The organism is Pseudomonas sp. ICMP 3272 (assembly GCF_001466905.1).
GTDB lineage: Bacteria > Pseudomonadota > Gammaproteobacteria > Pseudomonadales > Pseudomonadaceae > Aquipseudomonas > Aquipseudomonas amygdali.
The window spans coordinates 48205-70561 of the sequence record NZ_LKEK01000047.1 but is presented as its reverse complement, the minus strand read 5'-3'; the positions used below and the strand labels follow the sequence as shown (position 1 = coordinate 70561).

The window sequence follows — 22357 nt, the reverse complement described above, 5'->3', positions numbered from 1 at the left end:
ATGCTGCAACTGATCCTTGGCGGCGCACGTTCCGGCAAGAGCCGACTGGCTGAGAAACTGGCCGCCGACTCAGCGCTGAAGGTGATTTACATCGCCACCAGCCAGCCTCTCGATGGCGAAATGAACCAGCGCGTCGCCAGCCATCGCGCCCGTCGTCCCGAGCACTGGGGGTTGGTCGAAGAACCGCTCGAGCTGGTGCGGGTGTTGCGCGAAAATGCTGCGTCAGACCGCTGCCTGCTGGTCGATTGCCTGACCCTCTGGCTGACCAATCTGCTGATGCTCGACGACCCAGAGCATCTGCTCCAGGAGCGAGAAGCCCTGCTCGACAGCCTGGCCGGTTTGCCGGGCGAAATCATTTTTGTCAGCAACGAAACCGGGCTTGGCGTCGTGCCGCTGGGTGAGCTGACGCGCCGCTATGTCGACGAAGCCGGTCTGTTGCATCAGGCACTGGCCGAGCGTTGCCAGCGTGTCGTGTTGACCGTTGCCGGCTTGCCCCTGACTTTGAAAGGAACCGCGCTATGAGTAATTCCTGGTGGCTCAAGCCCGCACAGGCTATCGATGTACCAATGCGCGAGGCGGCACTGGCCCGTCAGCAACAGTTGACCAAGCCTGCGGGTTCGCTGGCGCAACTGGAACGGCTGGCGGTGCAGCTCGCCGGCCTGCAAGGGCGCGAGCGTCCGTCTGCCGACAAGCTGTGGATCGCGATCTTTGCCGGCGATCATGGTGTGGTGGCCGAAGGTGTATCGGCCTATCCACAGGAAGTCACCGGCCAGATGCTGCATAACTTCGTCAACGGCGGCGCAGCGATCAGCGTGCTGGCGCGTCAGCTCTCGGCGCAGCTGGACGTGGTGGATCTGGGTACCGTGTCGCCTCTGGATTTGCCGGGCGTGCGTCATTTGCGCATCGGCGCGGGCACCGCCAATTTCGCCCACGGGCCAGCCATGAGTGCTGAACAGGGGCTTGCTGCTCTGCAGGCCGGGCGCGACAGCGTGTTGCGCGCCAAGGCGGTCGGCACCGAGCTGTTTATCGGTGGCGAGATGGGCATCGGCAATACCACGGCGGCCAGCGCCGTCGCCTGCTCGGTGCTGGAATGTGCCGCGCCGTTGCTGGTCGGTCCCGGTACCGGGCTGAACGCCGAAGGTATCGAGCACAAGACCCGTGTCATCGAACGCGCACTGGTGCTGCATGCCGAGCACGCGGGCGACCCGCTGCATAGCCTGTTCTGCCTGGGTGGTTTCGAGATTGCCGCGCTGACCGGCGCTTATCTGGCCTGTGCGCAGGAAGGTATCGTGGCGCTGGTCGACGGTTTCATTTGCAGCGTGGCCGCGTTGGTGGCGGTGCGCCTGAATCCGTCTTGCCGCAACTGGCTGTTGTTCGGCCACCGTGGCGCCGAACCGGGCCACCGGCACTTGCTGGAAACGCTACAGGCCGAACCATTGCTCGACCTCGGCTTGCGTCTGGGTGAGGGCAGTGGCGCAGCGCTGGCGGTGCCGCTGGTGCGTCTGGCCTGCGAGCTGCATAACGGCATGGCAACGTTTGCCGAAGCGGCAGTGGCGGATCGCCCCGCATGACCTTGCGTCTGGACTTGCTGCGCCATGGCGAAACAGAGCTGGGCGGTGGTCTGCGCGGCAGCCTCGACGATGCTCTTACAGAACTCGGCTGGCAGCAGATGCGTGCGGCGGTGGTTGATGGCGGTCCCTGGGAACGAATTGTCAGCTCGCCCTTGCAGCGCTGTGCACGTTTTTCCGAAGAGCTGGCGCAGCGCCTGTCGCTGCCCATGCAACTGGAGCCGGGTTTGCAGGAGCTGCATTTCGGCGACTGGGAAGGCCACAGCCCTGCGCAGCTTATGGAGACCGATGCCGAAGGCCTTGGCCTGTTCTGGGCTGATCCCTACGCCTTCACGCCGCCCAATGGCGAGCCAGTGATCGACTTTTCGACACGGGTGCTGAATGCGGTGGAGCGTCTGCATCAGGCGTATGCCGGTGAACGCGTGTTGCTGGTCAGTCACGGCGGTGTGATGCGCCTGCTGCTGGCGCAGGCGCGTGGTCTGCCGCGCGAGCAATTGTTGCAGGTAGTGGTCGGCCATGGCGCACTGCTGTCGATTCAGGTCGCCGCTGATGGCGTACTCACGGAGGTCTGAGATGCTGCCGTTCTGGATCGCCCTGCAATTTCTCGGCAGCCTGCCGATTCGTCTGCCCGGCATGCCGCGCCCGGAAGAGCTTGGGCGTTCGTTATTGTTCTACCCACTGGTAGGGGTGGTATTCGGCACGCTGCTGCTGGGTTTCAGTGCGCTACTCAATGGTACGCCGCTCATGCTGCATGCCGCGCTGGTGCTCACTGCCTGGGTGCTGCTCAGCGGCGGGCTGCATCTGGACGGTCTGGCCGACAGTGCCGACGCCTGGCTGGGCGGTTTTGGTGATCGCGAACGCACCTTGCAGATCATGAAGGACCCGCGTAGTGGGCCGATTGCCGTTGTCACGCTGGTGCTGGTGCTGCTGCTCAAGTTTGCAGCGATTCTGGCGCTGATCGAAAGTCACAGCAGTATCGGGCTGTTGTTGGCGCCGCTGATCGGACGCGCGGCCATGCTTGGGCTTTTTCTGGGCACACCTTACGTGCGTTCCGGCGGACTGGGGCAGGCTCTTGCAGATCATCTGCCGCATGGTCCGGCGCGTAAGGTGTTGTTGGCCAGTGCGCTAGCGTGCGTGCTGCTGGCCGGTTGGTCAGGCGTCGCGGCGCTGCTGGTCTGTACGGCGTGTTTCTTGTGGTTGCGGCACATAATGATGCGCCGTCTGGGCGGTAGCACGGGCGACACCGCCGGGGCGCTGCTTGAACTGTTGGAGCTGGCAGTCCTGCTGACGCTGGCGCTGCTTTAACAGCCTTGCCAATGCTTTGTTGACAGCTTTTACCGGCAGCGCGTAGCTTCGCGATTCACAGGTAAAACCATGTAACAAAGTGCAGGGAGCTTAACCATGACATCGATCTGGCGTACCAGCGGCTGGGTTCTGCTGGGCAGTGCGTTGATCCTTGCGCTTTCGCTGGGCACGCGGCACGGTTTCGGCCTGTTTCTGGCGCCCATGAGCGCGGATTTTGGCTGGGGGCGTGAGGTGTTTGCCTTTGCCATCGCCTTGCAAAACCTGATGTGGGGCCTGGCGCAGCCGTTTGCCGGGGCGCTGGCAGATCGATTTGGCGCGGCCAAAGTCGTCTTCGTCGGCGGTGTGCTGTATGCCGTAGGGCTAATGTGCATGAGTATGGCTGACTCGTCTCTCAGCCTTTCCCTGAGTGCTGGTTTGCTGATCGGTATTGGTCTGTCCGGCACGTCTTTTTCGGTCATTCTGGGTGTCGTCGGGCGTGCGCTGCCTGCGGAAAAACGCAGCATGGGCATGGGTATCGCCAGCGCGGCGGGTTCATTCGGCCAGTTCGCCATGTTGCCCGGCACATTGGGCTTGATCAGCTGGTTGGGCTGGTCCGGTGCGTTGCTGGTGCTGGGCGTGATGGTGGCGTTGATCCTGCCCTTGGTGGGCATGCTCAAGGATACGCCGAGCGTGTCTACCGGTATCGAGCTGACGCTGGGCGAGGCGCTGCGTGAAGCCTGCTCGCATTCGGGGTTCTGGCTGCTGGCACTGGGTTTCTTCGTCTGTGGCTTTCAAGTGGTGTTCATCGGGGTGCACCTGCCAGCCTATCTGGTGGATCAACACTTGCCTGCCAAGGTCGGTACAACGGTGCTGGCCTTGATCGGGTTGTTCAATATCTTCGGTACCTACACCGCTGGCTGGCTGGGCGGGCGCATGTCCAAACCTCGATTGTTGACCGCGCTTTATCTGTTGCGCGCGGTGGTGATCGTGTTGTTTCTGTGGGTCCCGTTGAGCCAGACCACTGCCTATCTGTTCGGCGTAGCAATGGGCCTGCTGTGGCTGTCCACCGTGCCGCTGACCAACGGCACGGTTGCGACACTGTTTGGTGTGCGCAACCTGTCGATGCTGGGCGGTATCGTCTTCCTGTTTCACCAGTTAGGCGCATTCCTCGGCGGCTGGCTGGGCGGGCTGGTGTATGACCGCACCGGTAACTACGACCTCGTCTGGCAAGTTTCGATACTGCTGAGTCTGCTGGCCGCCGCGTTGAACTGGCCGGTGCGTGAGCGCCCTGTGGCCAGGTTGCAGGCGCAGGGCAGTCTGGCATGAGCCGTCGCTGGCCTCTGCTGGCGGCGTTGCTGGCAGGCGCGGTGGTGTTGGGGCTGGTCTGGTGGGCCTGGCAGCACGTTGGACTGGCTGCGTTGCAACTGGGAATGGGCGCTTGCTAGGCAGACAGCCCGGCATGGGGTAGCGTGTCGACAAACGACAACGCTATCCAGGGCCGCCATGATGAACATTCGCTTTGTTTCGATTCCTCTTCTGCTGCTGGCCATGAGTGGCGCTGCAATGGCTGCCGACTGTCCGCCGTTGCTGCAGGGCGAGTTGCCCAAGCTGCGTGCCAAGGAAAACATCGACCTGTGCAAACGCTTTGCCGGCAAGCCGCTGGTGGTGGTCAATACCGCCAGTTTCTGTGGCTTTGCCCCACAGTTCAAAGGGCTTGAAGAGCTGAGTCAGCGCTACAAGGGGCAGGGGCTTGAGGTATTGGGCGTGCCGTCCAATGACTTCAAACAGGAAGCCAAGGATGGTGAGGAGACCGCCAAGGTCTGCTACGTCAATTACGGCGTGACCTTCACCATGACCGAGCCGCAGGCCGTACGCGGCGATGATGCGACCCATTTGTTCAAGGTCCTGGCCGAACAGAGCAGTGCGCCGCGCTGGAACTTCTACAAGTACGTGGTTGATCGCCAAGGTAAGGTCATTGCCAACTTCTCCAGCATGACCAAGCCGGATGATCCTGAGCTGATCGCAGCCATTGAAAAGGCGATTGCGTCGAAGCCTTAGGGGGGGCTTGAGTGTTGTCTGAATCTGCCTGACATCGCAGAAGCCTTGTGTGACGCGGAGCGCCACAAAGAGGACGCAGAGTGTCCAGAACTGCATGCCGACGCGGAGCGTCGGCACGATAGTCAGTCAGTGAGGCGGAGCATCAAAAAGCCCGCAACCATTACTGGTTGCGGGCTTTTTTCAGCCTGGCAGTTGCTATCAGAAGCGATAGGTAACCGAAGTGCCCAGGCCGTGAGCGGTGTTGCGGTAGTCGGCGCTGTACGAACCTTTGGTCGCGCTGGAGTCGCGGATCTTGGTTTCGTCTTCACGCAGGTACGAGTACGCCACGTCGATGGTCAGGTCGTCGGTCGGGCTCCAGCCTGCACCGAAGCTGATGATCTTGCGATCGCCAGTCGGGATGCGTGGGGAGCGGTTGACGTTGTTGGTCGGCGACTGATCAACGGAGAAACCGGTGCGCAGTGTCCACTCTTTGTTGACCTTGTACGAAGCACCGATGGCGTGTGCCCAGGTGTCGTGCCAGTTCTGTTCTTCGGTGATGGTGCCGATCGGGCCGGCAGAACCGCCCAGCAGAGCAGGGACGCCATCGTTGTTGACGGTGATGTCTTGCAGACGGCTCCAGCGAGTCCAGGTACTGCCTGCGTAAACAGTCCAGTTTTCGTCGAGTTGCTGGGTGATGGAGAAGTCCACCGACTCAGGCGTGGAGATGTCCAGCGAAGCATCGTACTTCTGACCGGAAAATCCGCCGAAACCTGAGCCTTCGATCTTGGTTTTGCCCTTGAGCTTGTAATCGACCTTGGAGTGGTATGTCAGGCCCAGGCGAGTGGTGTCGGTAGCCTGCACCAAAATGCCGGCATTGAAGCCGATTGCGGTGTCATCGCCTTCGATCTTTACCTTGCCGTCGTTAGTGCCTGGGCTTCGGCCGTTCAATGTTGCCGAGGTCAGTTCACCGTCGATGCGGTTGATCGTCGGGCCGAAACCGATGGAAACCTTGTCATTGAATGCATAGCTGACAGTTGGCTGGAAGGTCACGACCTGCACGTGACTCTTGTCGCCCCAGTAGCGGCCGGCGAAGCCTTTTTCGTAATCAGTGACCAGGCCGAACGGTACGTACACGCCCAGACCAAATGCCCAGTGATCATCGATAGGTTTGACGTAATAGCCCATTGGCACGCCGACCACCGGAACCATGTCACCGTCGTTGCTGCCGCCGAATGTGCCGCGACCGTTGTCGATGTCGGTCTTGGCGATCACGGCTGCGGCGCCGACGCTGATTTGTTCGCGTTTGATTCGGGACATACCGGCAGGGTTGCCGAATACGGTGCTTGCATCATCGGCTGACGAGGAGCGACCTGCAAAGCCTGTGCCCATGCCGCTGATGCTTTGTTCATTGAGGGCAAAACCGGCTGCAAGCAGTTGAGAAGAAGCCAGACCCAGGGCGAGTCCAAGTGTTGTCCGGTTCAGTGCTTTTGTCATTATTTTCATTATTAGAACTCCTTGTTGTTCACCGGTCGAAAATTACCAACATTTTCGATGGCGCGCTATAGGCTGAGGAGCCCGATTTAGAGCTATTCTTGTAGGACAATCTTGATAATGCTGTAGGAGTTGCAATTTAGACAAAGTTCCAGTGCCGCACACTGGTCAATGTCGTCAATAAATAGCGGGCATAAAAAAGCCCCGCTTTGCAGGGCGGGGCTTTTTGGCGTGCGATGAATCGTTTGCGTCAGGCGATGAGGGCCTGACGGGTACGCTCGATCACGGCTTGCAGCGGTTCGGCGCTTGCGTACTGATCGGGGTACAGGCGTTCGCTGTGACGGGCGATGCCGTGTTCGTTGACGATGGTGAAACTGAAGCAGCCTTTGCGAGCGGCCATGATCAGGCAGTTCATCGGGGCAAAAGCGTTGGTCAATGTGTGAATTGCGTGTTGGGTTTGAGTATTCATATTCAAGGTGTTTCCTGAAACAACACGGAACAATACCGTGCATAAATAAAGATTCCAGTAAACGCGGGCCGACATTTGATACAAAAGCCTGGCTGGGCGGAGAACCTGACTGGAATAGAGACAGGCAGTTGAAGCGCGCTTTATCGTATGGCGCTCTGGCTGACCGGTAGGTACTTAGGAGGGCAGGCAACACAACAGGAGCAAAGGTTCGACGCTCCGGGTGAAGATCCTGATCAATTGCAGGCTGGTTGAAGCAGACCATGAGAGCCATGACTGCACTGTCACCCCAAATGGTGCATCAGCGCGAAAGGTTCATGTCTGGAAACCATCGAGGTGGTCGATCCCTTGTTGCCAACATTCTCGTCTCATGGAGGAGTGTCTGTCGGGGGACTTGTCGACCGGAATTGATTTTCAGCTTGGTACTAACGGTGGCAATGCTACCCGTCATGTCGAAGCATTGCAAGCGGCGCTGAATAAATTTTACCAGTGCCCGACCAGGCGGTAGATCAGCACGGTCACGGACGCGACCATCGAGCAGCCGAGCAGGTAGGCAGCGATGGTCAGGCGCAGGGACTTGCGGCTTTCAATGGCGCGCATGATGTCGCCTGCCTTGTTGATACGTCCATTACTCAGGTCGCTGCAGATGATCAGCAGCAGTGCAATTGCCGACAACAGCACGCTATAGGCGAAGACGCCGCCGTCCGGCGGTGGCAGGACAATACTGGCCGCGAGGGCGACGATGCAGACGGCCAACAGCAGCAGGAAGAACTTCACTATCTCCTTCATGGGCCTTCACTGAATCCTTGGTGGCTGATATTTGGTCTTTTTTGGCAGTGGTTGGACCGCGAGATGCACGATTTGTCGCCCTCATTGTTTTCAAGGTGTCTGGTGAGGTGCGGGCTTCGTTGGTGGCAGGCCGATTCCAGCGGCTGAAAGGCTGCTGAAAGCCACGTATTCATTGAGAATAAGATGCAATCGAGCAACAATCATATGATGCCCGAAATGGCTGAAAAGGGCCCCGGCAAGGAGTTGTGCACATTAGCTGAACAAGCTGCCACATCACTGTCACAAGCGTTGCTAAGGGTTTGATTTATGGTGGTGAATTATTAAGTCAATGAAAAACATCGTTTTTTTTAGTTGGTGAAAAAATCGTCAGTTTGAGCGCAGGCCGCATCCTGCTTGCGTTTGCGAGAGTTAAAGGGGGGTTGTCCACTGAGTTATCCACAGCTTCTGTGGATTGTCCCGGCTGAAATGTCCCGGAAATGGGGGCTGTGCACGTTGTAGAAAGCGCGTACAATCCGTTCCCCCGATTTAACCCCCGCCTGTTGATCTTGCCTCGCCCAAGACGACGTTTCTGCTGCACTATCACGCGCTTACCCACACTGCCGCTGGCGATGATTCAGCCTGCATGGAGTCTTTATGGCACTGGACCTGAACAGCCTGTTACTGGGGCTCGCTGCAGCTGCTGTGCCCTTGCTGGCATTGCTTTGGCAGTTACAGCGTCGTCTGGCGCTTCGTCAGGCCGAGAGCGCGCTGCTGGACGAGCGTCTGAGCATGGCGCAGATGGCGCAGGAAGGCCTCAATGCGCAACTGGATGCCTGCCGCGACGAGGTCAGTGACCTCAGCCAGGCCAATGCGGCCAAACAGGCCGACCTTGCAGCGCTGCGGCGCGAGGTCGAGTTGCTGCGTCAGGAAAGTGATAGCGCTCGCGAAACGGCGCATGCCTGGAATCGTGAGCGTGCCGGCAGAGAAGCCGAGTTGCGTCGTCTGGATGCGCACTGCGCAGCATTGAACGCTGAGCTGCGTGAACAGCAGGACAGCCATCAGCAGCGCCTGAATGATCTGCAGGGTTCCCGGGATGAGCTGCGTGCGCAGTTCGCCGAGTTGGCAGGCAAGATATTCGATGAGCGTGAGCAGCGTTTTGCCGAAACCAGCCAGCAGCAACTGGGGCAATTGCTCACGCCGCTCAAGGAACGTATCCAGTCGTTCGAAAAGCGCGTCGAGGAAAGTTATCAGAACGAAGCCCGTGAACGCTTTTCGTTGGCCAAGGAGCTGGAACGTCTGCAGCAGTTGAATCAACGCTTGAGCGATGAAGCCACCAACCTGACGCGCGCCCTGAAAGGGCAGAAGACCCAGGGCAACTGGGGTGAACTGATTCTTGAGCGAGTGCTGGAGCATGCCGGGCTTGAAAAGGGCCGTGAATACCAGACGCAAATAAGCCTCAAGGGGCCGGACGGCGAGCGCTTTCAGCCTGATGTACTGATCATGCTGCCCGGTGACAAGCAAGTGGTGGTCGATGCCAAGGTCAGCCTGACGGCGTATCAGCAGTACGTATCGGCTGATGACGACGTTATCGGTCAGGCTGCGCTCAAGCAGCATGTGCTGTCGCTGCGCAATCACGTCAAAGGTCTCTCGGGCAAGGATTACAAGCGCCTTGAAGGGCTGCACAGTCTGGATTTCGTTCTGCTCTTCGTGCCTATCGAAGCGGCTTTTTCTGCAGCCTTGCAGGCGGAGCCGAATCTGTTTCAGGAAGCTTTTGATCGCAACATCGTGATTGTCAGCCCCACCACACTGCTGGCCACCTTGCGGGTCATCGACAGTCTGTGGAAGCAGGAACGTCAGAGCCAGAACGCACGCGAGATTGCCGAACGGGCAGGTTGGCTATACGACAAGTTTGTGTTGTTCATTCAGGATCTGGACGAGGTAGGCAACCGTCTGCAGCAACTGGACAAGGCCTACTCGGCGGCGCGCAACAAGCTGACGGAGGGGCGCGGCAACCTGATCAGCCGCAGCGAGCAACTCAAACTGCTGGGCGCGCGTGCCAGCAAGAGTCTGCCGGCGGACTTGCTTGAACGGGCGATGACTGACAATGACGGCCTGATCAGTCCGCCTGAATGATCAGTTTGCTTGGTCGGCGCAACGTTCAGTAACAGGCCGTCCGTCGCAAAGACTAGAAGCGATGCTGCACAACTGTCACATTGGCTCCATCGGGAAAATTGTTTCTCGTTGCACTCGGCTAACAGTTCATTTGCTTCTATGATCTCTAGTGAGTGATGAGTACGGATTGACTGCCGGGTATTTCCCTCAAGGGGGCTCTATGAATAGCAAACTGCAAGAATGGCTCCACGATGTAGGCGTTGCACTGGGTCTGATAGAACGCCCAAAACTGCAACCCATTCCGGTTCGTGCCGACGACGATCGTCGCCGTCAACGCCGGTAAGCCTCTCGCCTGATCCTGGCCACAGGGTAGTGCGCATGTTGAATTTCGTCGGGGCGCACAGGGCGTCCCGATACAAGAGCCGGCGTTAGTGCTGATGCCCGGGCTCGTTCTTCGGCTCTATCGAGCCCTTTTCCGTCTCCTGCAATAAAATCAGTCCTATGATCCTGTGCAACGCAAGCTGTCCTGGGCTGGCGATTACCGCTGTCCTGATGGTTTCCGTGAGTGTGAAGCCGAGGGCTTCCTTCAGTTCGAGGAAAAACAGCTCGATATCATCGTCATCAAGGGCCAGATCGGCGAGCGTGGCGTCATCCTGAATCGCACTCTTGTCCACTAGAATGATGCCTAGGGCGTTGAATACCTTTTGCCTGATCTCTTCGCGATTCATGAAAGCCCCTGATGTGGATCTTGTCAGATACAACAGGCGTACTTCATTTCTCCAGCCCAGACCCATGAGGCTAGCTCAAATCGCCGTTGCGGCTGTGGATTGCCCCGCCGTTATGGTGCCGATTTGTTTAAAATGCAGGGCTGTTCGACAGGCGGTTGGTGGCAACGCTGATTCGTTGTGCTGTGCAGCACCTTTAACCTTGTGAGATTGACCGAGTACTGATCCATGTCCCGCGCCCGTTGTGAGCGTTGTCTGCGTCCTGCCACGCATTGTCTGTGCGCCCTGATTCCGCAACTGGACAGTCGCACGCGAGTGTTGATCCTGCAGCATCCCGATGAAGTCAGCCACGCGCTGAATACGGCGCGACTGGCCGCACTGGGTCTGGTCAATGCGCAGTTGTTGGTGGGCGAAGTGTTCGACGATCTGCAAGAGATTCTGAATCCGCCCGGCTATCAGCCTCGATTGCTGTTTCCGGGTGAGGCTGCGCAGACGCTGACGCCTTATGCGCAGAATTCGCTGCCCATGCTGCTGGTCGTGCCGGATGGCACCTGGCGCAAGGCGCGCAAACTGCTGCATCTCAATCCCTTGCTTGCTGAGCTGCCAAGGGTCACACCAGGCACTGTGCCGGTTTCGCGTTATCGCTTGCGCAAAGCGCCGGGCCCGGACGCCTTATCGACGCTTGAGGCTATCGTTCATACCTTGCAGACGCTGGAAGCGCCACGCTCTTTCGAGGCGCTGCTGAAGCCTTTCGACGCCTTGATCGAAGGTCAGATTCAGGCCATGGGCAGTGAGACGTATCAGCGCAATCACGGCGGTCAGGGGTAAAGAACACAATTGGTGGCGTTAACTGCGCCCAGCTGTAACTGTTGCTTTGCCGATCAGCGCCTAGAATGAGTAGCTTGTTCTATCTCTTGCGGAAGGTTCAATGCACATCTCGTCTGGTCGCTGGGTCTATGGCCTTTGTCTGTCGCTGTTGACTGCGTTGCTCTGGGGCATTCTGCCAATCAAGCTCAAGCAGGTTCTGCAGGTGATGGACCCAGTCACTTTGACCTGGTTTCGCCTGTCTGTTTCCGGCGCGCTGTTGTTCATCTGGCTGGCGTCGGTCAAGCGCCTGCCCAGCTTCAAGGTGCTGGGACGCAAGGGCCAGATACTGGTGGGGCTGGCGGTATTCGGCCTGGTCGGCAACTACGTGCTGTACCTCATCGGCTTGCGGCTGCTGAGCCCCGGTACCACGCAATTACTGGTTCAGGTCGGCCCGATCTTCCTGTTGATCAGCAGTATCTTTTTGTTCAAGGAACGTTTCAGTCTGGGGCAGGGCATTGGTCTGGTCGTCCTGCTGATTGGTTTCGGCTTCTTTTTCAATCAGCGTCTGGTGGAGCTGTTCACCTCCTTGGGCGATTACACCCTTGGTGTGCTGGTGGTGCTCCTGGCCTCGACCATCTGGACGTTCTACGGGCTGAGTCAGAAGCAGCTTCTGACGGTATGGAATTCGCTGCAGGTGATGATGGTGATCTACCTGTTTTGCGCGCTGTTGCTCACGCCTTGGGCGCACCCTGCCGAGGCGCTATTGTTGAGCCCGTTGCAGGGCTGGCTGCTACTCGCTTGCTGTCTGAATACGCTGGTGGCCTATGGTGCTTTCGCTGAAGCGCTGGCACATTGGGAGGCGTCACGGGTAAGCGCGACGCTTGCGTTGACGCCGCTGGTCACGCTGACCGCCGTGGCTGCCGCCGCGTGGCTATGGCCTGATTATGTGCAGGCAGAGGAATTGAACGTGCTGGGTTACGGCGGCGCGATGCTGGTCGTAACGGGGTCGGCGCTGACCGCGCTTGGCCCTTCACTGGTCGCCGGCCTCAGAGCGCGCAAGGCAAGGCTGGCTCAGGCCTGAATTCGCTGCCCGAACAGGTCAGCGCTTGCCCAGTGCCTGTGCCTGTAGAATCCATTCCTGGCGTTGCTGTTCGCTGGCGCTATGCACCGGGGCAAATTCGCTAAGGCGTTTGGTCTTTATCCCGCAAAAGCCCAATATCGTCCGCACCATCTGCCGGTGAGCCGGCGCGCCGTAAATCCAGTGAAAGTAGCGTGGCGGCGTGTCCATGGTGACCAGCAGCTCCGCCGTCCGTCCTCGGAGCAGCTCATTGGAGGATTGCTTGCGGCCGTGAGTTTTGAACGCAAAACCGGGCGTCAGTACCCGGTCGAAAAAGCCCGTCAGTAGCGCCGGCAAGCCGCCCCACCAGACCGGATAAACGAATACCAGATGCTCGGCCCAGTGAATCTGGCGCTGGGCTTCGAGCAGGTCCGGTTCAAGTGTCTGGGTCTGATCGTAGCCATTGTGCAGAATGGGGTCGAAATCCAGCTCACCCAGCTTGAGTTCCCGCACCACATGCCCTTCACTGCGCGCAGCCTGTGCATAGGCTTCGCCCAGGGCGTGGCAGAGACTGATGGCTTTCGGCGTACCGTAAACCATCAGAATCCGTTTGCCGTTACCTTCCAGTGGCGTTGCGCCGCTTCTGGCATCAGCCATTACTGCCTGCCTCGAGCATTTTGTCCGGACGCACCCAGGCGTCGAACTCCTCATCGGTCAGATAACCCAGCGCCAACGCGGCTTCGCGCAGGGTCAGCCCCTCGGTGTAGGCTTTCTTGGCAATCTGCGCCGACTTGTCATAGCCGATATGCGGATTAAGTGCAGTAACCAGCATCAGGCCGCGCTCGAGGTGCTCAGCCATTTTTTCAGCATCCGGCTCCATGCCCGCGATGCAGTGCTCGTTGAAATTGCTGCAGCCATCGGCCAGCAAGCGGATCGACTGCAGCACATTGTGAATGATCACCGGTTTGTAGACGTTGAGTTGCAGGTGGCCCTGGCTGGCGGCAAAGCCGATGGTCACGTCGTTGCCCATGACCTGGCAGGCCAGCATCGACAAGGCCTCGCACTGGGTCGGGTTGACCTTGCCGGGCATGATCGAACTGCCGGGCTCGTTGGCGGGCAGTCTGACTTCGGCCAGCCCGGCACGCGGGCCGGAGCCCAGCAGACGCAGGTCGTTGGCGATTTTCATCAGGGTTCCGGCCAGGGTCTTCAATGCGCCGGAAAGCGCTGCAAGCGGCTCGTGACCGGCCAGTGCGGCGAACTTGTTGGGCGCAGTGACGAACGGCAGCCCGGACAGTGCAGCAAGCTCTGCTGCAATGGCCTCGGCAAAGCCTTTCGGTGAGTTGAGCCCGGTACCGACCGCAGTACCGCCCTGGGCCAGCTCATAGACGGCGGGCAGCGCAGCGCGAATGGCCTTTTCTGCGTAATCCAGTTGCGCGACGAACCCCGAAAGCTCCTGGCCAAAGGTGATAGGGGTCGCATCCATCATGTGCGTGCGCCCGGTCTTGACCAGTTTCATGTGCCGCGCAGCCTGCTCGGCCAGTCCGCTGGAAAGCTCGGCGATGGCTGGCAGCAGCTGTGCCTTGACCGCCTGAGCAGTGGCGATGTGCATGGCGGTCGGGAAGCAGTCATTGGAGCTTTGCGAGCGATTGACGTGATCGTTGGGGTGGACCGGCGATTTGCCGCCACGGCCTTGGCCAGCCAGTTCGTTGGCCCGGCCTGCGATCACTTCGTTGACGTTCATGTTGCTTTGCGTGCCACTGCCGGTCTGCCAGACCACCAGCGGGAATTGCGCGTCGTGCTGACCGTCGAGCACCTCATCGGCAGCCTGTTCGATCAGGCGGGCAATGTCGGCGGGCAGGTCGCCGTTACGGTCGTTGACGCGTGCCGCGGCTTTCTTGATCAGGGTCAGCGCGTGCAGAACGGGCAACGGCATTCGCTGGTCGCCAATCGCAAAATTGATCAGTGAGCGTTGGGTCTGCGCGCCCCAGTAGGCATCTTCGGGGACTTCGATCGGGCCAATGCTGTCGGTTTCGGTGCGGCTCACTGTTCTTACTCCTTTAAGTGCGTTGCAGGGTTAGGTGTCCATATGCCGACAGGGTTCCCGCGCAGTGCTTTTTAACCGCTGGGTGAACCGGGGGTTGAGCCAAAAGCCCAGATAAGCGCAGAATGGTCGGCCCTGGGGTAATGCCTCGTTTGCTAGATAAGGAAACTCGATGACCCGTCTTCGTGCCATTTGTACCGCGGTAGCCCTGGTCTGTGCCAGCGGCCAGGTCTTCGCCGACACCGCCAGTCACAACGCGAGCGCCGAAACGTTCCTGAAGCTTGCCAACGCCGATCGCCTGGGCGCTCCGGTCTATGCACAGGTTCAGCAGATGTTCGCCCAGCGTTTTGCTGAAACCAAGGCACCTGCATCGAAAAAAGCCCTGCTTGAAACCTATCAGGCCAAAGCCAACACGGCTCTGGACCAGGCCATTGGCTGGAACAAGCTCAAGCCTGAGATGGTCAAGCTGTACACCGCCAATTTCACTGAAAGCGAGCTGAAGGACCTGGTTGCGTTCTACCAGTCTCCGCTGGGCAAGAAAGTGATGACCAAAATGCCTGAGCTGGCTCAGCAATCGGCTCAACTGACTCAGAGCAAGCTGGAAAGCGCAGTGCCGGTCGTCAACAAGCTTCTGGCTGACATGACTGCCGAACTGGAACCTGCCAAGGCAGCCGCTCCAGCTCCTGCCAAAAAGCCCTGACAGGCGATTGCTGCCATGACCATGCAACAACGAATCGAGTCGGCGCTTGCGCTGCTGCAACCGCACCATCTGCAAGTGCTCGACGAGAGCCACATGCACAGTCGTGGTCAGCAGACCCATTACAAGGCTGTTCTGGTCAGTGATCAGTTTCAGGGCCTGAATTCGGTCAAGCGGCACCAGAAGGTTTACGCCACGCTGGGTGCCCTGATGGGCGAGTTTCATGCGCTGGCGTTGCACACCTACACGCCCGAAGAATGGTCGAAGGTCGGTGCAGCGCCTGCTTCACCGACCTGTGCTGGCGGTCACTGATCAGGCTTTTTGGCTGATTTGCGCCCTTTTACCGGGGCGATTGATCCGCTGACCTGCCTGCTGCACTCCGGTTTTTGCTAGAATCCGCACCGCGCCGCCTGGCCGGTGCGTTTTTTTGTCCGCACATTTTTACCCGGTAGGCCCTTTGCGAGGGTCGCCACTGGAGAGATACATGACTCAAGAGCCGATGACTCAGCCGATCGTCGTAGCTGCGCTATACAAGTTCGTGACCCTCAGCGATTACGTGGCATTGCGCGAGCCGCTGTTACAGGCGATGGTCGACAACGGCATCAAGGGCACGCTGTTGATCGCCGATGAAGGCATCAACGGTACGGTGTCCGGCAGCCGCGAAGGCATTGACGGCCTGATGGCCTGGTTGAAGAGCGATCCGCGTCTGATCGACATCGACCACAAGGAATCCTACTGCGACGAGCAGCCGTTCTATCGCACCAAGGTCAAGCTCAAGAAAGAGATCGTGACCCTGGGCGTAGAGGGTGTCGACCCCAACAAGAGCGTCGGTACGTACGTCGAGCCCAAGGATTGGAACGAGCTGATCACTGATCCTGAAGTGCTGTTGATCGATACCCGCAACGACTACGAAGTCTCGATTGGCACCTTTGAGGGCGCCATCGATCCGAAGACCACGTCCTTTCGCGAGTTTCCGGAGTACATCAAGGCGCATTTCGACCCGGCGGTGCACAAGAAGGTCGCCATGTTCTGCACCGGTGGCATTCGCTGCGAAAAAGCTTCCAGTTACATGCTGGGCGAAGGTTTTGAAGAGGTCTATCACCTCAAGGGCGGGATTCTCAAATACCTGGAAGAAGTCCCTGAGCAGGAAAGTCAGTGGCGCGGCGAGTGTTTCGTGTTCGACAACCGGGTCACGGTGCGCCACGACCTGACCGAAGGCGACTACGACCAGTGCCATGCCTGCCGTACGCCGATCAGTGCCGAGGATCGCGCCAGCGAGCATTACTCACCGGGTGTCAGCTGCCCGCATTGTTGGGATTCGCTGAGCGAGAAGACTCGCCGCAGCGCCATCGACCGGCAAAAACAGATCGAACTGGCCAAGGCACGTAACCAGCCCCATCCGATTGGTCGTAACTATCGTCTACCCTCCGAGGCCTGAGCCATGTCTGCCCGCCTGATCTATGTCATGGACCCTATGTGTTCGTGGTGCTGGGGCTTCGCTCCGGTTGCCGACGCATTGGTGCAACAGGCTCGGGCGGCGGGTGTGCCGCTGCATCTGGTCATGGGCGGTCTGCGCTCTGAGGGTGCAGCGCTGGAACCGGCCAAGCGTCGTTACATTCTTGAGCATTGGCAGGCGGTCGAAGAGGCCACCGGCCAGCCGTTTCTTCGCGACGGTGCGCTGCCGGAAGGGTTTGTCTACGACACCACGCCTGCCTGTCTGGCCGTCACTGCGGCGCGGCAGTTGGACCCGGACCGCGCCTGGGAACTGGTCGGGCTGATTCAACGGGCTTTCTACAGCGAAGGTCGTGACGTAACACGTCCTTCATTGCTGGCCGAACTGGCCGAGCAGGCGGGGCTGTCGCGTCAGGCATTTGCCGATGAATTCGAGAGTAAGGAGCGGCAAGCTGCAACGGCCGCTGATTTCGCCTGGGCGCAGGATCTGGGCATCGCCGGCTTTCCGACTCTGCTTGCCGAGCGCAACGGCCAGCTGGCGCTGTTGACCAACGGTTATCAGCCGTTGAGCAGCCTTTCGCCCTTGCTGGGTCGATGGCTGGAGCGTGCAGCCAGTGCGTGATGAATCGCCCGAGGCCGCCCGACAGTCGCACGCCCCGCATGGCGATGCGTTGAGTTGGGCCGAGATCCGTCGTCTTGCATTGCGGCACAAAAAAGCCCTGTGGCTGGCCAATGGTGTCGCGGTTCTGGCGACGCTGTGCAGCGTGCCGATCCCGTTGTTGCTGCCGTTGCTGGTTGACGAAGTGTTGTTGGGGCGCGGCGATGCGGCACTGAAAGTCATGAATCACTTGCTGCCTGATGGCCTGCAAAAGGCTGCGGGCTACATCGGCCTGATGCTCTTGCTGACCCTGGTGTTGCGTGTCGGGGCGCTGGTGTTCAACGTTCTGCAGGCGCGGCTGTTTGCCGGGCTGGCCAAGGACATCGTCTACCGTATCCGGCTACGTCTGATCGAACGGCTCAAGCGTATTTCCCTGCGTGAATACGAAAGCCTGGGCAGCGGCACGGTGACCACGCATCTGGTGACCGACCTGGACACGCTGGACAAGTTTGTCGGCGAAACCCTCAGTCGGCTGCTGGTAGCCACGCTGACCCTGGCAGGCACGGCGGGCATTCTGATGTGGATGCACTGGAAGCTGGCGCTGCTGATCATGCTGTTCAACCCGCTGGTGATTCTGCTCACGGTGAAGCTGGGCAAGCGCGTCAAGCACCTCAAAAAGCTGGAGAACGACAGCACGTCGCGTTTTACCCAGGCGTTGAGCGAAACGCTCGATGCAATTCAGGAAGTCAGGGCGGGTAATCGACAGGGTTTCTTCCTTGGCCGCCTGGGCGTGCGGGCGCAGGAAGTGCGGGATTACGCCATCAATTCGCAATGGAAAAGCGACGCATCGGGGCGTGCCAGCGGGCTGCTGTTCCAGTTCGGTATCGATATCTTTCGCGCCGCAGCGATGCTCACGGTGCTGTTCTCGGACCTGTCGATCGGGCAGATGCTCGCAGTGTTCAGCTACCTGTGGTTCATGATGACGCCGGTGGAGCAACTGTTGAATCTGCAATATGCCTACTACGCGGCGGGTGGTGCTCTGACGCGCATCAACGAGCTGCTGGCGCGTGCCGACGAGCCGCAATATGCCGGCGGTACTGATCCATTCGAAGGTAAGGAAACCGTAGGGGTCGAAGTGCGTGGCCTGACTTTCGGCTATGGCGAAGACCTGGTGCTGGACCAGCTGAACCTGAGCATCGCGCCGGGTGAAAAAGTCGCTATCGTCGGGGCCAGTGGTGGTGGCAAGAGCACCTTGGTGCAGTTGCTGCTGGGCCTGTATACGGCCCGCACCGGAGTGATCCGTTTTGGCGGCGTCAGTCAGCAGGATATCGGTCTGGACACGGTGCGTGAGAACGTTGCCGTGGTGCTGCAGCATCCCGCCCTGTTCAACGACACGGTGCGTGCCAACCTGACCATGGGTCGTGACTGCAGCGACGAAGCCTGCTGGCGTGCGCTGGAAGTTGCGCAACTGGAGTCAGCCATTCGCGATCTGCCGCAAGGGCTGGACAGCGTGGTAGGGCGCTCCGGGGTCAGAATGTCGGGTGGGCAGCGTCAGCGCATGGCCATCGCGCGCATGGTGTTGTCCGACCCCAAAGTGGTTATTCTCGATGAAGCGACCTCGGCGCTGGATGCGGCTACCGAGTACAACCTGCATCAGGCCCTCGCCCGTTTTCTGCGTAGCCGCACAACGCTGATCATCGCTCACCGCTTGTCGGCCGTGAAGCAGGCTGACCGGGTTCTGGTGTTTGATGGCGGGCGGATTGTCGAAGACGGTGGACATCAACAGTTGATTGCCGATGGAGGTCTTTACGCAAAGTTGTACGGACACTTGCAACAAATCTGATGTGCGATGCTTCGATCAGCGCACAGGTTGGCTCGATTGCGGGAGAATCACCTGCCATCATTCACGAATCTAGCCTAGTCTCTGCGCTAGACGTTTATTCAGGCATGTGGTGAGGTGAAACCCATGAAACAACCATGGACCTTCTCCAAGCCCCGTCTGTTGGGCATCGTATGGCCATTCATTGCCGTCGCGCTGTTTCAGGCGTTGCTGGGGTGTGTCAGCCTCTACACCATGTCTGCGGTGCGCAGCTATGTGGCGGGCGAGAGTCTCTGGTCCAAGGGCCAGAAAGATGCCATCCATTACCTGAGCCTATACGCCATCACGCATGATGAGCGTGACTATCTGAAGTATCAGAACGCCTTTTCCGTCCCTCAGGGTGGCCACGCCTTGCGCAAGGCGCTCGATCAGCCCATTCCGTCCATGGCAGATGCCAGGGCCGGGATCATCCAGGGCGGCAATCACCCCGATGACGCTAATGGCATCATCTGGATGTACCTGAACTTCCATAACTTCAGTTTCATGAAGCAGGCCATTCACTTTTGGGAGGTGGGTGATGGCTACCTCATGCAACTCAATGAGCTTGCCCGGCATATTCACGACCGGGTCGGTGAGGGCGGCGTATCTGCCGCCGAGGTCAATCAGTGGCGAGTGCAGATCAATGTCATCAATGAAGGGGTAACGCCCGCAGCACGGGCGTTCAGTGATGCGCTGGGCGAGGGGTCCAGGTTTATCCTCAACCTGCTGATTGCGGTCAATCTGGTCACCGCCGTTTTACTGATTCTTCTGGCGCTGCTGCGTGTGCGTCGTCTGATTGTCCAGCGGCGCGTGTTTGCTGATGCCCTGCAACTTGAGAAAGAGCGCGCCCAGACTACCCTGGAGTCCATCGGCGACGGGGTGATCACCATCGACGTGGCCGGGGCCATTGTCTATATGAACCCTGCAGCCGAGGGCCTGACGCACTGGAAAAGCACCCAGGCCAGCGGGCTCCCGCTGACAGCGCTGTTCAATCTGCTGGATGAAAACGATCAGAAGGACACGTCGACGCTGGTCGAGCAGATCGTTACCGGCAATCTCAAGGGCGGCAGCGCCAACAGCAAGCTTATCCAGCGGCTGGATGGCAGTACGGTCTCGGTAGCGCTGGTCGGTACGCCGATCTACAACGAAGGCGTGGTCAGTGGGGCGGTGCTGGTGCTGCATGACATGACACAGGAGCATCAGTACATCGCCGATCTGTCATGGCAGGCCGCTCATGATCCGCTGACCGGGCTGGTCAATCGCAGTGAATTCGAGCACCGCCTGCAGCGGGTACTGGATACTGTTGACGGTCAGGCAGGCAGCCATTGCCTGATGTTTCTTGACCTTGACCAGTTCAAGCTGGTCAATGACACCGGTGGTCATGCGGCGGGCGATGAGCTGCTGCGCCAGCTTTGCCGGGCACTGCCGCAGGGCTTGCGTGACGGTGACACACTGGCCCGGCTGGGAGGCGACGAGTTCGGCGTGTTGCTGGTCGATTGCCCCGCCGACATGGCCCTCGATATAGCCGAGGCGCTGCGCGAGATCGTGCAGACCCTGCATTTCATGTGGAAAGGTCGGCCATTCATGACTACCGTAAGTATTGGTCTGGTGCAGCTTGGCGATACACCCGCCACGCTTGAGGGGTCGTTGTCTGCTGCCGACATGGCCTGTTATATGGCCAAGGAGAGGGGCCGCAACCGGGTTCAGGTCTACAGTGTTGATGACCTGACCCTGTCGATGCGTTTCGGCGAGATGGCCTGGATACAGCGTCTGCACATGGCAATGGATGAAAATCGCTTTTGCCTTTATGCGCAGGAAATCGCGTCGATCAAAGGTGAAGGCGACGAGGTGCGGCACATTGAAATTCTTCTGCGCCTGCGTGACGAGTCCGGACGAATGGTGGTTCCGGACAACTTTATCCCGGCTGCCGAGCGCTACGGCCTTATGACTACGCTGGATCGCTGGGTGGTGCACAATGTCTTCAAAGTGATCGCCCAATGCCAGAGTGATGATCGGCATCAGGTGCCACAGGCGCTATGTGCTATAAATTTATCCGGTTCAAGTATCGGAGATGATACGTTCCTCGAATACCTGAAGCAGCAGTTCAAGGCGTTTGCCGTATCGCCTGGAATGATCTGTTTCGAGATCACTGAAACCAGTGCCATTGCAGACCTGGACAGCGCAATTCGCTTTATCAACGAGTTGAAAGGGCTGGGCTGTCAGTTTTCCCTTGATGACTTCTGTTCGGGCATGTCGTCCTTTGCCTATCTCAAACACTTGCCTGTGGATTATCTGAAGATCGATGGCAGTTTTGTAAAGGACATGCTCGACAATCCGATCAACAAGGCTATGGTCGAGGTCATCAACAATATTGGTCATGTGATGGGCAAGCGCACCATTGCCGAGTACGTAGAAACGCCGCAGATAGAGTTTGCGTTGCAGGAAATGGGCGTGGATTTTGCACAAGGGTATCTGATAGCACGCCCTGAATTGTTCACTTGCGAGAGTCTTTACATTCAGCCCGTACGGCCTGACCCCCTGATGTTCGGCGCGCCAGGAACGCTACGTTAATCAGTTGAAACCCTATAAGGAGATACCCAGTGATCGACACTTTCGAGAGAACCGGTCCGCTCATGGAAGCCAGCAGTTATCCAGCCTGGGCGCAGCAGTTGATCAAGGATTGCAGCGCTGCAAAGGCACGGGTGGTCGAGCACGAGTTGTACCAGCAGATGCGTGATGCAAAGCTGAGCCCGCAGATCATGCGCCATTACCTGATCGGCGGTTGGCCGGTTGTCGAGCAGTTCGCGGTGTACATGGCCAAGAACCTCACCAAGACCCGCTTTGGTCGTCATCCCGGCGAAGACATGGCGCGCCGCTGGCTGATGCGCAATATTCGCGTCGAACTCAATCATGCCGACTACTGGGTGAACTGGTGTGCGGCGCACGACGTGACGCTTGAAGATCTCCACGATCAACGAGTTGCGCCTGAGCTGCATGCACTGAGCCACTGGTGTTGGCAGACCAGCTCTTCGGATTCACTGGCTGTTGCGATGGCGGCCACCAACTATGCCATTGAAGGGGCGACGGGCGAGTGGTCGGCAGTGGTCTGCTCCAATGGGGTCTACGCCGAAGCATTCCCTGAAGAAACCCGCAAGAAAGCCATGAAGTGGCTCAAGATGCATGCACAGTACGACGACGCGCACCCTTGGGAGGCGCTCGAGATCATTTGCACACTGGTGGGTAACAAGCCGAGCCTGCAGCTGCAGGCCGAGCTGCGTCAGGCTGTTACCAAGAGCTACGATTACATGCATTTGTTCCTTGAACGCTGCATGCAGCTGGACAAGGTCAAGCCTGCGCGTGGGCGTGTTGCCGCGCTGGAAGTGTAGAGGCAGGGCG

At 59.0% G+C, this 22357-nt stretch carries 24 protein-coding genes; 18 read left to right on the top strand and 6 right to left on the bottom strand.

Going from position 1 to position 22357, the window contains the following annotated elements; translation table 11 throughout:
- The 7 genes from cobU (at window position 1) to AO068_RS11440 (ending at window position 4910) form a co-directional block, all read left to right on the top strand.
- The gene (gene cobU / locus AO068_RS11465) at window positions 1-522 is read left to right on the top strand and encodes a bifunctional adenosylcobinamide kinase/adenosylcobinamide-phosphate guanylyltransferase (protein WP_058408407.1); all 522 of its coding nucleotides are present in this window, start codon (window positions 1-3) and stop codon (window positions 520-522) included.
- Window positions 519-1571 carry a nicotinate-nucleotide--dimethylbenzimidazole phosphoribosyltransferase gene (gene cobT, locus AO068_RS11460; protein WP_058408406.1) on the top strand — a complete coding sequence of 351 codons (1053 nt, stop codon included), beginning with the start codon at window positions 519-521 and terminating at the stop codon, window positions 1569-1571. The genes cobU and cobT overlap by 4 nt, the downstream gene beginning before the upstream one ends.
- Window positions 1568-2140, top strand: coding sequence for an alpha-ribazole phosphatase family protein (gene cobC / locus AO068_RS11455; RefSeq protein ID WP_058408405.1), 573 nt, complete (start codon window positions 1568-1570; stop codon window positions 2138-2140). The genes cobT and cobC overlap by 4 nt, the downstream gene beginning before the upstream one ends.
- 1 nt (window position 2141) lies before the next feature.
- Entirely contained in the window at window positions 2142-2873 is a 732-nt protein-coding gene (locus AO068_RS11450; RefSeq protein ID WP_058401257.1) for an adenosylcobinamide-GDP ribazoletransferase, read from the top strand.
- Window positions 2874-2969: 96 nt separating this feature from the next.
- Window positions 2970-4178, top strand: coding sequence for an MFS transporter (locus tag AO068_RS11445; protein WP_057403447.1), 1209 nt, complete (start codon window positions 2970-2972; stop codon window positions 4176-4178).
- The gene (locus tag AO068_RS29440; protein WP_044318071.1) at window positions 4175-4297 is read left to right on the top strand and encodes a hypothetical protein; all 123 of its coding nucleotides are present in this window, start codon (window positions 4175-4177) and stop codon (window positions 4295-4297) included. The genes AO068_RS11445 and AO068_RS29440 overlap by 4 nt, the downstream gene beginning before the upstream one ends.
- 61 nt (window positions 4298-4358) lie before the next feature.
- Window positions 4359-4910: a glutathione peroxidase gene (locus tag AO068_RS11440; RefSeq protein WP_002554590.1), complete on the top strand. Its 552-nt coding sequence runs from the start codon at window positions 4359-4361 to the stop codon at window positions 4908-4910.
- Window positions 4911-5108: 198 nt separating this feature from the next.
- On the opposite strand, the gene AO068_RS11435 is transcribed toward AO068_RS11440, so the two are convergent.
- The 3 genes from AO068_RS11435 to AO068_RS11425 all read right to left on the bottom strand — a co-directional run bounded on the left by AO068_RS11435 (window position 5109) and on the right by AO068_RS11425 (window position 7635).
- Window positions 5109-6392, bottom strand: a complete 1284-nt coding sequence (locus AO068_RS11435; protein WP_080394843.1) for an OmpP1/FadL family transporter — start codon at window positions 6390-6392, stop codon at window positions 5109-5111.
- Window positions 6393-6630: 238 nt separating this feature from the next.
- The gene (locus AO068_RS11430; RefSeq protein WP_002554588.1) at window positions 6631-6849 is read right to left on the bottom strand and encodes a hypothetical protein; all 219 of its coding nucleotides are present in this window, start codon (window positions 6847-6849) and stop codon (window positions 6631-6633) included.
- Between the two features lie 480 nt (window positions 6850-7329).
- The gene (locus tag AO068_RS11425) at window positions 7330-7635 is read right to left on the bottom strand and encodes a hypothetical protein (protein WP_058401259.1); all 306 of its coding nucleotides are present in this window, start codon (window positions 7633-7635) and stop codon (window positions 7330-7332) included.
- Between the two features lie 747 nt (window positions 7636-8382).
- Between AO068_RS11425 and rmuC the strand changes: the two genes are divergently transcribed.
- Together rmuC and AO068_RS29435 are read left to right on the top strand one after the other, a co-directional pair.
- The gene (rmuC, locus tag AO068_RS11420; protein WP_162839825.1) at window positions 8383-9747 is read left to right on the top strand and encodes a DNA recombination protein RmuC; all 1365 of its coding nucleotides are present in this window, start codon (window positions 8383-8385) and stop codon (window positions 9745-9747) included.
- A gap of 199 nt (window positions 9748-9946) precedes the next feature.
- Window positions 9947-10069 carry a PA1414 family protein gene (locus tag AO068_RS29435; RefSeq protein WP_003418154.1) on the top strand — a complete coding sequence of 41 codons (123 nt, stop codon included), beginning with the start codon at window positions 9947-9949 and terminating at the stop codon, window positions 10067-10069.
- An 85-nt stretch (window positions 10070-10154) separates the two neighbouring features.
- Here AO068_RS29435 and AO068_RS11415 read toward each other — a convergent pair whose 3' ends face one another.
- Window positions 10155-10454 carry a hypothetical protein gene (locus AO068_RS11415; protein WP_057403442.1) on the bottom strand — a complete coding sequence of 100 codons (300 nt, stop codon included), beginning with the start codon at window positions 10452-10454 and terminating at the stop codon, window positions 10155-10157.
- 225 nt (window positions 10455-10679) lie between these two features.
- Between AO068_RS11415 and AO068_RS11410 the strand changes: the two genes are divergently transcribed.
- Both AO068_RS11410 and AO068_RS11405 read left to right on the top strand, forming a co-directional pair.
- On the top strand, window positions 10680-11279 hold the full coding sequence (locus AO068_RS11410) for a tRNA-uridine aminocarboxypropyltransferase (protein WP_058408404.1): 600 nt from the start codon (window positions 10680-10682) through the stop codon (window positions 11277-11279).
- Window positions 11280-11379: 100 nt separating this feature from the next.
- Complete coding sequence (locus AO068_RS11405) at window positions 11380-12339, top strand: DMT family transporter (RefSeq protein WP_058408403.1); 960 nt, start codon at window positions 11380-11382, stop codon at window positions 12337-12339.
- Between the two features lie 18 nt (window positions 12340-12357).
- Here the strand turns inward: AO068_RS11405 and AO068_RS11400 are convergent, their stop codons facing one another.
- Both AO068_RS11400 and AO068_RS11395 read right to left on the bottom strand, forming a co-directional pair.
- On the bottom strand, window positions 12358-12972 hold the full coding sequence (locus AO068_RS11400) for an NAD(P)H-dependent oxidoreductase (RefSeq protein WP_058408402.1): 615 nt from the start codon (window positions 12970-12972) through the stop codon (window positions 12358-12360).
- A complete protein-coding gene (locus tag AO068_RS11395) occupies window positions 12965-14359 on the bottom strand; it encodes a class II fumarate hydratase (protein WP_054096977.1) in 1395 nt (464 codons plus the stop codon). The genes AO068_RS11400 and AO068_RS11395 overlap by 8 nt, the downstream gene beginning before the upstream one ends.
- Window positions 14360-14528: 169 nt before the next feature.
- Here AO068_RS11395 and AO068_RS11390 point away from each other — a divergent pair, with 169 nt between their 5' ends.
- The 7 genes from AO068_RS11390 (at window position 14529) to AO068_RS11360 (ending at window position 22347) form a co-directional block, all read left to right on the top strand.
- The gene (locus AO068_RS11390; RefSeq protein ID WP_003314637.1) at window positions 14529-15056 is read left to right on the top strand and encodes a DUF2059 domain-containing protein; all 528 of its coding nucleotides are present in this window, start codon (window positions 14529-14531) and stop codon (window positions 15054-15056) included.
- A 15-nt stretch (window positions 15057-15071) separates the two neighbouring features.
- On the top strand, window positions 15072-15365 hold the full coding sequence (locus AO068_RS11385) for a BolA family protein (protein WP_002554579.1): 294 nt from the start codon (window positions 15072-15074) through the stop codon (window positions 15363-15365).
- A gap of 187 nt (window positions 15366-15552) precedes the next feature.
- Entirely contained in the window at window positions 15553-16491 is a 939-nt protein-coding gene (gene trhO, locus AO068_RS11380) for an oxygen-dependent tRNA uridine(34) hydroxylase TrhO (protein WP_032701549.1), read from the top strand.
- Window positions 16492-16494: 3 nt separating this feature from the next.
- Window positions 16495-17127 (top strand): DsbA family protein, encoded by a 633-nt coding sequence (locus AO068_RS11375; protein WP_005731278.1) that lies wholly within the window; start codon window positions 16495-16497, stop codon window positions 17125-17127.
- Window positions 17120-18946 carry an ABC transporter ATP-binding protein gene (locus AO068_RS11370; protein ID WP_058401265.1) on the top strand — a complete coding sequence of 609 codons (1827 nt, stop codon included), beginning with the start codon at window positions 17120-17122 and terminating at the stop codon, window positions 18944-18946. The genes AO068_RS11375 and AO068_RS11370 overlap by 8 nt, the downstream gene beginning before the upstream one ends.
- Before the next feature lie 123 nt (window positions 18947-19069).
- Window positions 19070-21532 carry an EAL domain-containing protein gene (locus tag AO068_RS11365; RefSeq protein ID WP_058408401.1) on the top strand — a complete coding sequence of 821 codons (2463 nt, stop codon included), beginning with the start codon at window positions 19070-19072 and terminating at the stop codon, window positions 21530-21532.
- A gap of 29 nt (window positions 21533-21561) precedes the next feature.
- Window positions 21562-22347 (top strand): TenA family transcriptional regulator, encoded by a 786-nt coding sequence (locus tag AO068_RS11360; RefSeq protein WP_058401266.1) that lies wholly within the window; start codon window positions 21562-21564, stop codon window positions 22345-22347.
- The last annotated feature ends 10 nt before the right edge of the window (window positions 22348-22357 follow it).